Annotated in this window: 11 protein-coding genes and 1 pseudogene; 2 read left to right on the top strand and 10 right to left on the bottom strand. The window is 71.2% G+C overall.

Going from position 1 to position 13,574, the window contains the following annotated elements:
* Window positions 1-711: 711 nt before the first annotated feature.
* Window positions 712-1,758 carry a tryptophan--tRNA ligase gene (gene trpS, locus ABZ192_RS02180; protein ID WP_356922603.1) on the top strand — a complete coding sequence of 349 codons (1,047 nt, stop codon included), beginning with the start codon at window positions 712-714 and terminating at the stop codon, window positions 1,756-1,758.
* A gap of 46 nt (window positions 1,759-1,804) precedes the next feature.
* On the opposite strand, the gene proC is transcribed toward trpS, so the two are convergent.
* The 6 genes from proC to ABZ192_RS02150 form a co-directional block, all read right to left on the bottom strand.
* Window positions 1,805-2,617 carry a pyrroline-5-carboxylate reductase gene (gene proC, locus ABZ192_RS02175; RefSeq protein WP_356922602.1) on the bottom strand — a complete coding sequence of 271 codons (813 nt, stop codon included), beginning with the start codon at window positions 2,615-2,617 and terminating at the stop codon, window positions 1,805-1,807.
* Between the two features lie 114 nt (window positions 2,618-2,731).
* On the bottom strand, window positions 2,732-3,520 hold the full coding sequence (locus ABZ192_RS02170; RefSeq protein ID WP_356922601.1) for an ABC transporter permease: 789 nt from the start codon (window positions 3,518-3,520) through the stop codon (window positions 2,732-2,734).
* Complete coding sequence (locus tag ABZ192_RS02165) at window positions 3,517-4,305, bottom strand: ABC transporter ATP-binding protein (RefSeq protein WP_356922600.1); 789 nt, start codon at window positions 4,303-4,305, stop codon at window positions 3,517-3,519. Before ABZ192_RS02165 ends, ABZ192_RS02170 begins: the two co-directional genes overlap by 4 nt.
* 32 nt (window positions 4,306-4,337) lie before the next feature.
* Window positions 4,338-5,123, bottom strand: a complete 786-nt coding sequence (locus ABZ192_RS02160; RefSeq protein ID WP_356922599.1) for a class I SAM-dependent methyltransferase — start codon at window positions 5,121-5,123, stop codon at window positions 4,338-4,340.
* Window positions 5,124-5,195: 72 nt separating this feature from the next.
* A complete protein-coding gene (locus ABZ192_RS02155; protein WP_356922598.1) occupies window positions 5,196-5,684 on the bottom strand; it encodes an EamA/RhaT family transporter in 489 nt (162 codons plus the stop codon).
* Between the two features lie 386 nt (window positions 5,685-6,070).
* A complete protein-coding gene (locus tag ABZ192_RS02150) occupies window positions 6,071-6,385 on the bottom strand; it encodes an SH3 domain-containing protein (protein ID WP_356922597.1) in 315 nt (104 codons plus the stop codon).
* 181 nt (window positions 6,386-6,566) lie between these two features.
* On the opposite strand from ABZ192_RS02150, the gene ABZ192_RS02145 reads away from it, so the two are divergent.
* Window positions 6,567-8,672: a serine/threonine-protein kinase gene (locus ABZ192_RS02145; protein ID WP_356922596.1), complete on the top strand. Its 2,106-nt coding sequence runs from the start codon at window positions 6,567-6,569 to the stop codon at window positions 8,670-8,672.
* Between the two features lie 59 nt (window positions 8,673-8,731).
* Here ABZ192_RS02145 and ilvD read toward each other — a convergent pair whose 3' ends face one another.
* The 4 genes and pseudogenes from ilvD to ABZ192_RS02125 all read right to left on the bottom strand — a co-directional run bounded on the left by ilvD (window position 8,732) and on the right by ABZ192_RS02125 (window position 13,520).
* Entirely contained in the window at window positions 8,732-10,585 is a 1,854-nt protein-coding gene (gene ilvD, locus ABZ192_RS02140) for a dihydroxy-acid dehydratase (protein ID WP_356922595.1), read from the bottom strand.
* 131 nt (window positions 10,586-10,716) lie between these two features.
* A pseudogene (locus ABZ192_RS02135) lies at window positions 10,717-11,307 on the bottom strand (TetR family transcriptional regulator); the annotation flags it as partial.
* A 362-nt stretch (window positions 11,308-11,669) separates the two neighbouring features.
* Window positions 11,670-12,494, bottom strand: a complete 825-nt coding sequence (locus ABZ192_RS02130; protein ID WP_150482322.1) for a sugar phosphate isomerase/epimerase — start codon at window positions 12,492-12,494, stop codon at window positions 11,670-11,672.
* A 93-nt stretch (window positions 12,495-12,587) separates the two neighbouring features.
* Window positions 12,588-13,520, bottom strand: coding sequence for a Ppx/GppA phosphatase family protein (locus ABZ192_RS02125; protein WP_356922594.1), 933 nt, complete (start codon window positions 13,518-13,520; stop codon window positions 12,588-12,590).
* Window positions 13,521-13,574 lie beyond the last annotated feature (54 nt).

Here is a 13,574-nt window from a genome sequence, read left to right as displayed (position 1 = left end):
CGGGGTATCAACATATCTGGCGTTGACTTTTGGCACGCTGTTGAGTTCTCAAGGAACGGTCGCTTCCTTTGTACTCACCCTCTCGGGCTTTCCTCCGGGCGCTTCCCTTCGGTCTTGCGTTTCCGACTCTATCAGATCTTTCCTCGACCCGATTTCCTCGGCGCTTTCCAGGTTTCCGCTTCCGCGTTTCCCTTTCCGGCGGTTCCGACTCTATCAGATCCTTTCGGGCCCGATTCCCAGTCAGCGGGGTTTGTCTTCGCGGCTGTTGGGCCGTTCCGACGAGTGAGACTTTAGCGGATTCCCCTGCTCCCGAGCCAATCGGGGGCCGCGTCCTTTCGAACGGGGATTCCTCATTCCGTAAATACGCATGCCAATGAAACGACGACAGAACTACTTCGTCGAGTAGTGGTTGGTACTTGCGGATTGGCTGCCCGGGGACCGACCGGGGTCGGCGCTCACGTCGGGCAACTCGGAGAACACTACGGATGGGGTCTGGGCGTGTCAACTCAAGGGCGGACGGCACTCCGGGGGCGTAGTCTGGGGGACATGACGACGCGTACGTGTAGCCAGCTGTGGTGGGCCGCCTGACGGCGGCCGTCCTCACGTATGCACTCAACGGCCGCCGCTTCGGCGGCCGTTCTTGTTTCTCCCTCCAGGACCACCGGGGGGCGGCCGCCGGAGCGGCGGTCTCGGCCAGGAGGTGGAGGAGAGATGACACGGGTCTTCAGCGGGGTCAAGCCGACGGGGCATCTGACGCTGGGGAACTACCTGGGAGCCATGCGGCGGTGGGCTGCCGTCGACCAGCACGAGGCGGACGCCTTGTTCTGTGTCGTCGACCTGCACGCGCTGACCGTGGACCACGATCCCGCGCGGGTGCGCAGGCTGAGCCGGCAGGCGGCGACCTTGCTGCTGGCGTCCGGGCTGGATCCGGAGCTCTGCACGCTGTTCGTGCAGAGCCATGTCGACGAGCATGCGCGGCTGTCGTACGTGCTGGAGTGCGTGGCCACCGACGGTGAGATGCGGCGGATGATCCAGTACAAGGAGAAGGCCGCGCGGGAGCAGCGGCGGGGCGGGAGTGTGCGGCTGTCGCTGCTGACGTATCCCGTGCTGATGGCGGCGGACATCCTGGCGTACGGGGCCGATGAGGTACCGGTCGGGGACGACCAGGTGCAGCATGTCGAGCTCACGCGGGATCTGGCGGTGCGGTTCAACCAGCGGTACGGGCATACGTTCGTGGTGCCCCGGGCCACGCGGCCGGGCGTGGCGGCGCGCGTGATGAACCTGCAGGACCCGACGTCGAAGATGGGCAAGAGTGATGACGTCGGGCCGGGGATCGTCTATCTGCTGGACGAGCCGGACGTGGTGCGGAAGAAGGTCATGCGGGCCGTGACCGACAGTGGGCGGGAGGTCGTGTACGACCGGGAGGCCCGGCCGGGGCTCGCCAATCTGCTGGAGATCCTCGCCGCGTGCTCGGGTGGGAGTCCTGAGGAGCTGAGCGGTGCGTACGCGTCGTACGGGGACTTGAAGAAGGACACCGCTGAGGCTGTGGTCGAGGTGCTCAGGCCCGTGCAGGCTCGGCACAAGGAGTTGTGTGCGGATCCCGGTTATGTGGAGGGGGTACTGCGGGAGGGGGCGGAGCGGGCTCGGGGGATGGCCCGGCCGACGGTGGATGCCGCTTATCGCGCGATCGGGTTGCTGCCTGCCGTGCCGGAAGCGGCGGCTGCGGACGCGGGTGGGGCCGGCGTGCTGAGGGTGTGAGGTGGTGCGGGCGTCGGGGGCGGATCGGCCCCGACGCCCGCAGTGCTCAGGTGTTGTTGCCGGAGGCCAGGGCGCGGCTGCGGTCGCGGGCGGCTTCGAGGGCGGCGATGAGGGCGGCTCGTACGCCGTGGTTCTCGAGTTCGCGGATGGCGTTGATCGTCGTACCGGCGGGGGACGTGACGTTCTCGCGGAGCTTGACGGGGTGTTCGCCGCTGTCGCGGAGCATCGTCGCGGCGCCGATGGCGGACTGGACGATCAGGTCGTGGGCCTTGTCGCGGGGCAGGCCGAGGAGGATGCCCGCGTCGGTCATGGCTTCGACCAGGTAGAAGAAGTAGGCCGGGCCGGAGCCGGAGAGGGCCGTGCAGGCGTCCTGCTGGGACTCGGGGACGCGCAGCGTCTTGCCGACGGCGCCGAAGATCTCCTCGGTGTGGGCCAGGTGGTCGGCGGTGGCGTGCGTGCCGGCGGAAATGACGGACATGGCCTCGTCGACCAAGGCGGGGGTGTTCGTCATGACGCGGACGACCGGGGTGCCGGGGGCGAGGCGTTCCTCGAAGTACGCGGTGAGGATGCCGGCGGCGCCGCTGATGACCAGGCGGTCGGCGGGGACGTGGGGGGCGAGTTCGTCGAGGAGGGTGCCCATGTCCTGCGGTTTGACCGTGAGGATCAGGGTGTCGGCGATCTTCGCGGCTTCCGGGTTGGTGACCGGGGTGACACCGTAGCGGGTGTGGAGTTCCTCGGCTCGTTCCTGGCGGCGGGTCGTGACCAGGAGGTCGGCCGGGGTCCAGCCGGCTCGGATCATTCCGCTGATCAGGGCTTCGCCGATCTTGCCGGTGCCGAGGACTGCGACTTTCTGGGTCATGGCGCGGGGTGCCTCCGGGGGTGCGTCGTCCGGGGTACATCCTCGCATCGGGGAGGGGGCGGCGGCTTGGCTGTCCGTTGGGCGGGATGCCGCGCCCCGGGGGGCGCGGCCGGCTCATGCCGTTCTGCGTCGTAGGGTCGCCGCGCCCAGGACCAGGACCAGCAGGGCACAGCCGGCGACTATCAGGGTGTCGCGTACGAACGTGGCGGTCATGTCCGTGTGGCGGAGGACCTCGTTCATGCCGTCCACCGCGTAGGACATGGGGAGGACGTCGGAGACGGCCTCCAGGGCCGGGTGCATGGCGTCGCGGGGTGTGAACAGGCCGCAGAGGAGGAGCTGGGGGAAGATCACCGCCGGCATGAACTGCACGGCCTGGAATTCCGACGCCGCGAAGGCCGAGACGAAGAGGCCGAGGGCCGTGCCGAGGAGGGCGTCGAGCAGGGCCACCAGCAGGAGGAGCCAGGGGCTGCCGGTGACGTCGAGGCCGAGGAACCAGACCGCGAGGCCCGTGGCCAGGGCGGACTGGATGATCGCGAGGGCGCCGAAGGCGAGGGCGTAGCCGGCGATGAGGTCGCCTTTGCCGAGGGGCATGGCGAGGAGCCGTTCGAGGGTGCCCGAGGTGCGTTCGCGCAGGGTGGCGATGGAGGTCACCAGGAACATCGTGATCAGCGGGAAGATCCCGAGCAGGGACGCGCCGATGCTGTCGAAGGTGCGGGGGCTGCCGTCGAAGACGTAGCGGAGCAGGAACAGCATCACGCAGGGGATGAGGATCAGCAGCGCGATGGTGCGGGGGTCGTGGGTCAGCTGGCGTAGGACGCGGGTGGCGGTGGCTGTGGTGCGGGACGCGCTCAGGGCCCGCGGCCGGGTGGGGGTGGTGATCGTGGTCGGGATCGTGGTGGTCATCGGGTCGTCTCCTTGGTGCGGGCTGCGGCCTTGGCCTCGTCCACCAGGTGCAGGAAGGCTTCCTCGACCGTGTCCGCGCCGGTGCGGGTGCGCAGGGCCTCCGGGGTGTCGTCGGCGAGGAGTTCGCCCTCGCGCATGAGGAGGAGGCGGTGGCAGCGCTCGGCTTCGTCCATGACGTGGGAGGAGACGAGGAGGGTCGCGCCGCGGCTCGCCGCGATGTCGTGGAAGAGGGTCCACAGGTCGCGGCGCAGGACCGGGTCGAGGCCGACGGTCGGTTCGTCGAGGACCAGGAGCTCGGGGGTGCCGAGGAGGGCGACGGCCAGAGAGACGCGGCTGCGCTGGCCGCCGGAGAGGTTGCCGGCCAGGGCGTCCGCGTGGGTGGTGAGGTCGACGTCGGCTATCGCGCGGGTGACGTTGTCGTGGCGGCGGTCGGCGGCGGGCCGGCCGGGGTCGAGTATCGCCGCGAAGTAGTCGAGGTTCTGGCGGACGGTCAGGTCGTCGTAGACGGACGGGGCCTGGGTGACGTAGCCGATGCGGGTGCGGAGGGTGGGGTGGCCGGCGGGGTGGCCGAGGACGTCGAGGGTGCCGGTGACCTTGGCCTGGGTGCCGACGATGGCGCGCATGAGGGTGGACTTGCCGCAGCCGGAGGGGCCGAGGAGGCCGGTGATCTGGCCTCGGGGGACGGTGAAGGCGAGGTGGTGGAGGACCGTGCGGGGGCCGCGGGTGACGGTGAGGTTCTTGGCTTGGACGGCTGTGCGTGGAGGGTCCGGAGCATTATTCACCATGTGATGAATAATGCTCCTGAGGGTGGGACGCGTCAAGCAGGGGTCTTCGCCAGGAGGAGGATCACGTCGTAGACCTCTTCGACGACGCCGTCCGGGAAGGCCTTGAGGAGGTGCTCGCGTTCCTCCGCCATGAAGGCCGCGGTGTGGTCCTCGCCGTGGACGAGGAAGACCGAGTGGCTGCCGATGTTGGCGAGGTGGGTGTCGAGCGGGATGCGGCGGCTCCAGCGGACCGTGCGGCGGGTGAAGTCGAGGCGGCCGGTGGGGTCGGCGGCGCGGGCGTTGACGTTTCGCCGCTCGGCGGCCGTGTCGATGCCGAAGTGGCGTTCCGTGCGGGCGGCGGCTTCGGCGATCCACGGCACGTCCAGGGCGTCGGTGTTCCACCAGAGGGCGAGGGCGCCGCCGGGGCGCAGTACGCGGAGGGCCTCCGGGACGGAGCGGGACTGGTCGGTCCAGTGCCAGGCCTGGGCGTAGGTGACGAAGTCGACGGAGGCGTCGGCGAGGGGAAGGTCGTCGCCGGTGCCGCGGACGATCGGGACGTCGGGGAGGGTGCTGCGGAACTGGGCCGCCATGCCGTCGCCGGGTTCTACGGCGATGACGTGCGCGCCTCGGGCGTGGAGGAGGGCGGTCGCCATGCCGGTGCCCGCGCCGATGTCTGCGACGCGGGAGCCGGGGAGGGGCCGGTCGGCCAGGGCTTCTATCGCGTCGAAGAGGGCTGGGGGGTAGGAGGGGCGGTTGGCCGCGTATTGGGCTGCGGCCGTGTTGAAGGAGTGGGCGCGGGCGGTGCGGGTGGGGTGGTGGGCGGAGGGGGGTGTGGTCATACGGCCATGGTGGCCGGGGGTGGGGGTGGGGAGGGGTGAGATTTCGGTGAGAGCCCGGGGAAGGCCGGCGGGTTACGCCGGGCGGCGCTTTTTCGACGGGTTGCCCGAGCGGCGGGTCGTGCGCTTCTCGTGGTGCTTGCGGGCTGTCTCGTACTCCTCGCGGTGGAGTTTCTCGCCGGGGGCCTCGGTGAGGGAGCGGAGGAAGTAGGCGAGGAGGGAACCGACGAAGCCGATGGTCAGGAGACCGCGGAGGGACGCCTGGCGGTCGGGGTCGGGGCGGCGGGTGAAGCCGTCCCAGGTGTGGCGGAAGGCCAGCGCGCTGCAGATCGCGAACATGACGACCATGAGCAGGGTGACGAAGCTGCCGATCGCGGCGATCTGGAGGCCCTGGTAGGCGAGGCGGAGGACGAGGCAGGAGACGACTGCGGTGGCCAGTGAGCCGAGGGCGACGCCGATGCGGCGGGCGGTGTAGCCGTTGTCGTGGTTCAGCCAGGTCGTGCCGAAGAAGCGGATCGGTTCGGGGCGGGGGGCGAGGGGGCTGGGGCTGTTCTCTGCGCTCACCGGTCGATTATGGGCCTGCGGTGTGCCTGCGGCGGCCTGTGGCTGCTTCGGTGGGGGTGCGCGTAGCGCCTACTGGGGTGCGGTGGGTCGGGGCCGCGCCGGCGGGGGTTTCCGTCCTCGGAACGGCGCGATGGGGTCACACACCAACTAACCGGCGTTGACGCGCCAACCGCTGCGGGCGGACACCCCCCGACACGTCCCCTTCCGTGCGTACGCGGCCGCGGGCGCGCGGGGGCTCAGCTGCCGCAGGCGTGAGCTGCGGGCAGTCGTGCCTCCCCCAGTGCCTTAAGGGCCTGGGAGGTGCCCCCAGGCGGCACGGGTGGGCGCGGCGGCACCCCGCAGCGCCGGGTTGCGGACCCACCCGGCCCCAGCAACAGCGTCGCAGGTCAGCCGCAGCGGGGGCGGATGTAGCCGTCGCTGCCCGTCCTGACGTAGGCGTCCGAGACGTACTGGCCGCTTGCGATGTTGTCCCAGATGTTCGTCGTGCCGTACGGGCCCGTGACCGTGGTGCCGGGTGTCTGGCAGTGGATCGGGACTCGGGAGCCCTCGGGCAGGACCTTGACGATCGGGTAGCCGGTGCCGGGACCGCTGCGGACGTTGAGAGTGACGCCCGGTGCGATCGAGAAGTACGTGGCCGCCGCGGCCAGTGTGGTGACCAGCGGCTTGCCGCGCTCGGCCTCTTCGACAGGCTCTACTGACATGAAAACCTCCCCCGTTGCATCCCATGGCTTCCATGGGGTCCCGTTCATTCCCCTGAATCACGCCATCAAACACCAGTGCGTGATTCGCCAGCGGAGGCTAGCAAGCCGCCTCTGTCCCGTACGAGTCATCGACTAGGCTCCGTGCGTCGCGCGCGCGGACGAACAGCACGGGGGTGGTCCCATGGCGCCACAGCGGAACGTCGGAGCGGGCCCGGAAGCGGAACTTCCTGAGTACGCCGGTCACTACCGGCTTGAGTCCTGTCTGGGCTCGGGCGGCATGGGGGTCGTCCACCTGGCCCGGAGTACGTCCGGGATGAAGGTCGCCGTGAAGGTCGTGCACGCGGAGTTCGCCAAGGACCCCGAGTTCAGGGGGCGTTTCCGGCAGGAGGTCGGGGCCGCCCGGCGGGTCAGCGGGGCTTTCACCGCGCCCGTCGTGGATGCCGACCCCGAGGCTGGACGGCCCTGGATGGCCACGCTGTTCATTCCGGGCCCGACGCTGGCCCAGGAGGTGAAGCGGAACGGTCCCCTGGCCCCGGCGCAGTTGCGTCGGCTGATGGCCGGGCTCGCCGAGGCGCTGCGTGACATCCACCGGGTCGGGGTCGTGCACCGGGACCTGAAGCCGAGCAACGTCCTGCTCGCCGAGGACGGGCCGAAGGTCATCGACTTCGGCATTTCCCGGCCGAAAGACAGCGAGTTGCGGACTGAGACCGGGAAGCTGATCGGAACGCCGCCCTTCATGGCGCCGGAGCAGTTCCGGCGGCCCCGGGAAGTGGGGCCCGCCGCCGACGTGTTCGCCCTCGGGTCCGTGATGGTGCACGCGGCGACCGGGCGGGGGCCGTTCGACTCCGACAGTCCGTATGTCGTCGCCTATCAGGTCGTGCACGACGAGCCCGAGCTGGCCGGCGTACCGGAAGAGCTGGTGCCGCTCGTGCTGCGGTGTCTCGCCAAGGAACCCGAGGACCGGCCCTCCCCCGACGAGTTGATGCGGGAGCTGCGGTCGGTGGCGGCCTCGTACGACACGCAGGCGTTCATACCGGCGCAGCGGGTGGAGGAGGCGGCACCGGCCGTTGCCGAGCAGGGCGGCGGGGGCGAGGAGCCGTCGCGGCGGTCCAGGGTGCGGGTCGGTAAGCGGGCCGCGCTCGGTGCCGGGGCCCTCGGGCTGGCCGTCCTCGGTGTGCTCGTGTCGGTTCCCCTGCTCGGGGGTGGCGGGCCGGCGTCCGAGGTCACCGCTCCGCGGACCACGGCGGCCGCGTTCTCGGCGTGGGAGGCGCCGCCGTTGTCCGGGAAGAGCATGCCTCAGTGTGCGTACGCGGCCGGGAAGTTGCTGTGTGCGCAGACCGGGCTTGTCTTCGCTCTCGATCCGGTTGACGGGCGGCTGCTGTGGCGGCGTCCTCTGGACGCGAGCGGGCCGCCGAGCGGGGCTCCGGTCGTGTCGGGCGGGCTCGTGCCGGCCGGGCTGGGCCAGGGGCGGCGGGTGACGATGCTCGACCCCGGCTCGGGTGACGTGGAGCGGCGGCAGGAGCTGCCCGCGTACGGGGGGCTGCGGGCCGTCGGCGGCATGCTGCTGCTCACCGCGGCCGACGGGACGGTGAGCGGGGTGGAGAGCGCCTCGGGTGAGGTGAAGTGGAGTCATCCGATTCCCGGGCAGGACGTGCCGTATTTCGTCTCGTTTCCCGGGGATCCGCTGGCTTACGCGGCGAGCGTGTCGGGTGACGGGTCCGGTACGACGGTCACGGCGGTGGATCCGGGCACGGGTGACGTGCGGTGGGACGCGCGGCTGGAGGGGGCCTTGCAGCCTCTCGGGACCGTGGACGGGGCGGTGGTGTTCGTGGCGGTCGACGCGGTGCGCGGGGAGGCGCGGGCCGTGGTCCGTTACGACCCGGAGCGGCGGGCGAGTGTGCGGGTGCCGTTGCGTATCCCGTTGCAGCAGGTGGCGGGGAGTGTGCACGGGGACGTCGCGCACCTCATGGCGACGGGCGGCGCGCTGGTCGCCGTCGATCTGGAGGCCCGCAAGCAGCGGTGGAGTCTGGAGACGGGGATCGTCCGGGGGTCGACGCCGGTCGCCGACGACCGGTACGTGTACGTCACCGCGCCGGACGGGCGGCTGCTCGCCGTCGACGCGCGGCGTGGGAAGCTCGTCGGGCAGACGTCCCCGCGGCTGGGCGAACGGTCGGACCGGGTTCCGGCAGCGCTTCCCGAGCCCGTACTCGTGGGCGACCGTGTCTATGCCGGTGCGCCGGACGGGTCCGTCTTCGCCGTGAGCGGGCGTGATCCGTCAGTGTGGTAGCGCGTATGCGGAAGGGGCCGCTCCCGGGAGACCGGGGGCGGCCCTTGTGCGTGGAGTGCTCAGCCCAGCTTCGTGACGTCCCGCACGGCGCCCTTGTCCGCGCTCGTCGCCATCGCCGCGTAGGCCCGCAGTGCCGCCGAGACCTTGCGGTCGCGGTTCTTCGGGGCGTACGCGCCGTTCAGCGCCTGCTCGCGGCGGGCCAGCTCGGCGTCGTCGACGAGGAGTTCGATGGTGCGGTTCGGGATGTCGATGCGGATGCGGTCGCCGTCCTCGACGAGGGCGATGGTGCCGCCGGCGGCCGCCTCGGGCGAGGCGTGGCCGATGGACAGGCCGGACGTGCCGCCGGAGAAGCGGCCGTCGGTGATCAGGGCGCAGGTCTTGCCGAGGCCACGGCCCTTCAGGTACGAGGTCGGGTAGAGCATCTCCTGCATGCCGGGGCCGCCCTTGGGGCCCTCGTAGCGGATGACGACGACGTCGCCCTCCTTGATCTGCTTCAGCAGGATCTTCTCGACGGCCTCCTCCTGCGACTCGCAGACGACCGCCGGGCCCTCGAAGGTCCAGATCGACTCGTCGACGCCGGCCGTCTTCACGACGCAGCCGTCGACCGCGAGGTTGCCCTTGAGGACCGCGAGGCCGCCGTCCTTGGAGTACGCGTGCTCGACGGAGCGGATGCAGCCGCCCTCGGCGTCCTCGTCGAGGGCCTCCCAGCGCTCGGACTGGGAGAAGGCCTCGGCGGAGCGGACGCAGCCGGGGGCCGCGTGCCACAGCTCGAGCGCCTTGGCGGACGGGGAGCCGCCGCGCACGTCCCAGGTCTTCAGCCAGTCGGACAGGGACGGGCTGTGGACCGCGTGCACGTCCTCGTTGAGCAGGCCGGCGCGGTGCAGTTCGCCGAGGAGGGCGGGGATGCCGCCGGCGCGGTGCACGTCCTCCATGTAGTACGTGCGGTCCTTGGCGACGTTCGGCGCCACCTTGGCCAGGCAGGGGACCCGGCGGGAGACCGCGTCGATCTCCTCCAGGCCGAAGGGGACGCCGGCCTCCTGGGCCGCGGCCAGCAGGTGCAGGATCGTGTTGGTCGAGCCGCCCATCGCGATGTCGAGGGCCATGGCGTTCTCGAAGGCCGCGAACGTGGCGACGTTGCGCGGCAGGACCGTCTCGTCGTCCTGCTCGTAGTAGCGGCGGGTGATGTCCATGACCGTGTTGGCAGCGTCGACGTACAGCTGCTTGCGGGCCGTGTGGGTGGCCAGGACCGAGCCGTTGCCGGGGAGGGAGAGGCCGATGGCCTCCGTCAGGCAGTTCATCGAGTTGGCGGTGAACATGCCGGAGCAACTGCCGCAGGTCGGGCAGGCGTTCTCCTCGATGCGGAGGATGTCCTCGTCCGAGATCTTCTCGTTCACGGCCTCGGACATCGCGTCGACCAGGTCGAGCGTGCGGACCGTGCCGTCGACGAGGGTGGCCCGGCCGGACTCCATGGGGCCGCCGGAGACGAAGACCGTCGGGATGTTCAGGCGCAGGGCCGCGTTGAGCATGCCCGGGGTGATCTTGTCGCAGTTGGAGATGCAGATCAGGGCGTCGGCGCAGTGGGCCTCGACCATGTACTCCACGCTGTCCGCGATCAGGTCGCGGGAGGGCAGGCTGTAGAGCATGCCGCCGTGGCCCATCGCGATGCCGTCGTCGACGGCGATCGTGTTGAACTCGCGAGGGATGCCGCCGGCCTCGACGATCGCCTCGCTGACGATCCGGCCCACCGGCTGGAGGTGGGTGTGGCCCGGCACGAACTCCGTGAAGCTGTTGGCGACCGCGATGATCGGCTTGCGGCCGATGTCCGCACCCGGTACACCGGAGGCGCGCATAAGGGCGCGTGCGCCCGCCATGTTGCGGCCGTGGGTGACTGTGCGGGACCTCAGCTCGGGCATCGTCGCTCGCTCCTTCAGAGACGGCGTCAGAGGATTCGGAGACTTCTGACTGCTACCGAGCGTACGCCGGTCATCCAGAGGGCGGGACGGAGTGTCCGGAATGCGGGACGCACGTCTCGGCCGTCGGCGGTTCAGGACCCCGTGAGGTGGCCCTGTACGACCGGTGCCAGTCGCGCGATGATCTGCTCGGGGTCCGCCGAGGCCAGCGGCTCGATCTTGATGACGTACCGCAGCATCGCGGTGCCGACCAGCTGGGCGGCGGCGAGCTCGGCCCGCAGCTCGGCGTCCGGCAGGTCCAGCCGTCCCGCGATGCGGCGCAGCACCTGGGTGGCGACGATGCGGCGGAAGACGGCGGCCGCCGTGTCGTTGGTGACGGCGGAACGGACGATGGCGAGCAGGGGCGCGCGGGTCGCGGGATTCTCCCAGACGCCGAAGAAGAAGCGGGCCAGGCGCTCCCCGACGCCGTCGAGGGGGCCCTCCTCGATGGCCTTCGGCGCGTCGAGGGCGGGCCCGAAGGAGAGGGTGATCGCCGCTTCGAAGACCTGCTCCTTCGTCCCGAAGTAGTGGTGCACGAGCGCCGAGTCGACCCCGGCCGCCTTGGCGATGCCGCGGACGGACGTCTTCTCGTAGCCGCGCTCGGAGAACTCCGCGCGGGCGGCGGTCAGGATGCGGTCCCTCGTGCCGGCCGACTCCGTGCGCGGGGGGCGGCCTCGGCGGCGGGTGGTGGGACCCGTGCCTGGGCCGGAGCCGGGGCCGGGGTTTGGGCCGGTTCCTGTGCCGGGGCCGGGGTTGGTGCCGGAGCCGGGGCCGGGGTTTGGGCCGGTTCCTGTGCCGGGGCCGGGGTTGGTACCGGGGCCGGGGCCGGGGTTGGTGCCAGTCCCAGCCCCGGTGCCCGTTCCCGTGCCGGAGCCGGTGTCAGTCCCGGTCCCCGTGCCGGAGCCGGAGCCGGTCCCGGTGCCCGTGCCAGTTCCCGTGCCGCAGCTGGTCCCCGTTCCGGAGCGGTTACCAGTGCCGGCCCCCGTGCCCGTGCCGGAGCCAGCCCCCGTGCCCGTGGCGTTCGGGGGGCCGTGCGGGGGCAGGTCGGTCATCGCCTCGGTACCTTCGCCGCCGAGGCCAGGTGCAGGCGGGTGAAGGCCAGTGCCTCCGCCAGGTCGGCCTCCCGCTCGGCGCTCGACATGGCGCGGCGGGTGTTGACCTCGATCACGACATGGCCGTCGAAGCCGGTCAGGGCGAGCCGCTCCAGGACCTCGGCGCAGGGCTGGGTGCCGCGGCCGGGCACGAGGTGCTCGTCCTTGGCCGAGCCCCTGCCGTCGGCGAGGTGGACGTGGCCGAGGCGGTCCCCCATGCGGTCGACCATGGCCAGCGCGTCGCTGCGGGCCGTCGCGGTGTGGCTGAGGTCGATCGTGAAGTGGCGGTAGTCGTCCTTCGTCACGTCCCAGTCGGGGGCGTAGGCGAGCATCTCGCGGTCGCGGTAGCGCCAGGGGTACATGTTCTCGACGGCGAACCGTACGTCCGTCTCGTTCGCCATGCGCCAGATGCCCGCGACGAAGTCCCTGGCGTACTGGCGCTGCCAGCGGAACGGGGGGTGGACGACGACCGTGCTCGCGTCGAGCTTCTCGGCCGCGGCGCGCGCCCGCTGGAGCTTGGTCCAGGGGTCCGTGGACCAGACGCGCTGCGTGATGAGCAGACAGGGGGCGTGGACGGCCAGGACCGGGATCTGGTGGTAGTCGCTGAGTCTGCGCAGGGCTTCGATGTCCTGGCTCACGGGGTCGGTCCAGACCATGACCTCGACCCCGTCGTAGCCGAGGCGCGCGGCGATCTCGAAGGCCGTGGCCGTCGACTCCGGGTAGACCGAGGCCGTCGACAGGGCGACCTTCGCGTCCGGGATCCTTACGGCTGGCTCTGCCATGCAGGACAGATTACGGGGTGTGGTCGGGGTGGAGCGGGGTGCCTATTCGCCGTTGTGGTGTTTGCCATAGACGGCCCCGTCCTCCCCCCGGGCTCACAGCGACTCCATGTGATCCAGGCGGCGCAGGATCACGCCCTCTCGCAGGGCCCACGGGCAGATTTCCAGGCGCTCCACGCCGAAGAGGTCCATCGCGGCCTCGGCCACGAGGGCACCCGCCAGCAGCTGGCCCGCCCTGCCCTCCGAGACGCCCGGGAGTTCGGCCCGTTCCGCCTCCGTCATGCCGGCCAGCCTCGGGACCCATTCCTCCAGGGACTTCCGCTTGAGTTCACGCTGGACGTAGAGGCCCTCGGCGGAGCGGGCGGCTCCGGCGATGCGGGCGAGCTGCTTGAAGGTCTTGGACGTGGCGACGACGCGGTCGGGCGGGCCGAAGCGGCTGAACTCGCCGACCGTGCGGGCGACCTCGGTCCGGACGTGACGGCGCAGCGCCCGCACGTCGTCCGGGGCGGGCGGGTCGCCGGGCAGCCACCCGGCCGTGAGGCGGCCGGCGCCCAGCGGCAGGGACGCGGCCGTGTCGGGCTCCTCGTCGATGCCGTAGGCGATCTCCAGGGAGCCGCCGCCGATGTCCAGGACCAGCAGTTTCCCGGCCGACCAGCCGAACCAGCGGCGGGCGGCGAGGAATGTGAGGCGGGCCTCCTCCTCGCCGGTGAGGACCTGGAGCTCGACGCCGGTCTCGGTGCGCACGCGCGCGAGGACGTCGTCGGCGTTGCGGGCCTCGCGCACGGCGGAGGTGGCGAACGGCAGGAGGTCTTCGACGCCCTTGTCCTCGGCGGCCTGGAGCGCCTCGTGGACGACCGAGACGAGCCGGTCGACGCCCTGGGGGCCGATCGAGCCGTCGTCGTCGAGGAGCTGGGCGAGGCGCAGTTCCGCCTTGTGCGAGTGCGCGGGCAACGGGCGCGCGCCGGGATGCGCGTCCACCACGAGCAGATGCACCGTGTTCGATCCCACGTCGAGGACACCGAGTCTCATGTACGGAACGCTACTGCCAGCCGCGCCGTCCGCCGTCCTCGGTGCGGGGACAAG

It is taken from the genome of Streptomyces sp. NPDC006235 (genome assembly GCF_040613735.1).
In the GTDB taxonomy this organism is placed as follows: domain Bacteria; phylum Actinomycetota; class Actinomycetes; order Streptomycetales; family Streptomycetaceae; genus Streptomyces.
The sequence above is the reverse complement of the archived record's forward strand: the minus strand, read 5'-3'. Positions and strand labels throughout refer to the sequence as shown.

Excerpts from the sequence above, each read along its gene's own strand:
- trpS (WP_356922603.1), top strand. The coding sequence starts at position 712 with ATGACACGGGTCTTCAGCGGGGTCAAGCCGACGGGGCATCTGACGCTG.
- proC (WP_356922602.1), bottom strand. The coding sequence starts at position 2,617 with ATGACCCAGAAAGTCGCAGTCCTCGGCACCGGCAAGATCGGCGAAGCC.
- ABZ192_RS02170 (WP_356922601.1), bottom strand. The coding sequence starts at position 3,520 with ATGACCACCACGATCCCGACCACGATCACCACCCCCACCCGGCCGCGG.
- ABZ192_RS02165 (WP_356922600.1), bottom strand. The coding sequence starts at position 4,305 with ATGGTGAATAATGCTCCGGACCCTCCACGCACAGCCGTCCAAGCCAAG.
- ABZ192_RS02160 (WP_356922599.1), bottom strand. The coding sequence starts at position 5,123 with ATGACCACACCCCCCTCCGCCCACCACCCCACCCGCACCGCCCGCGCC.
- ABZ192_RS02150 (WP_356922597.1), bottom strand. The coding sequence starts at position 6,385 with ATGTCAGTAGAGCCTGTCGAAGAGGCCGAGCGCGGCAAGCCGCTGGTC.
- ABZ192_RS02145 (WP_356922596.1), top strand. The coding sequence starts at position 6,567 with ATGGCGCCACAGCGGAACGTCGGAGCGGGCCCGGAAGCGGAACTTCCT.
- ilvD (WP_356922595.1), bottom strand. The coding sequence starts at position 10,585 with ATGCCCGAGCTGAGGTCCCGCACAGTCACCCACGGCCGCAACATGGCG.
- ABZ192_RS02130 (WP_150482322.1), bottom strand. The coding sequence starts at position 12,494 with ATGGCAGAGCCAGCCGTAAGGATCCCGGACGCGAAGGTCGCCCTGTCG.
- ABZ192_RS02125 (WP_356922594.1), bottom strand. The coding sequence starts at position 13,520 with ATGAGACTCGGTGTCCTCGACGTGGGATCGAACACGGTGCATCTGCTC.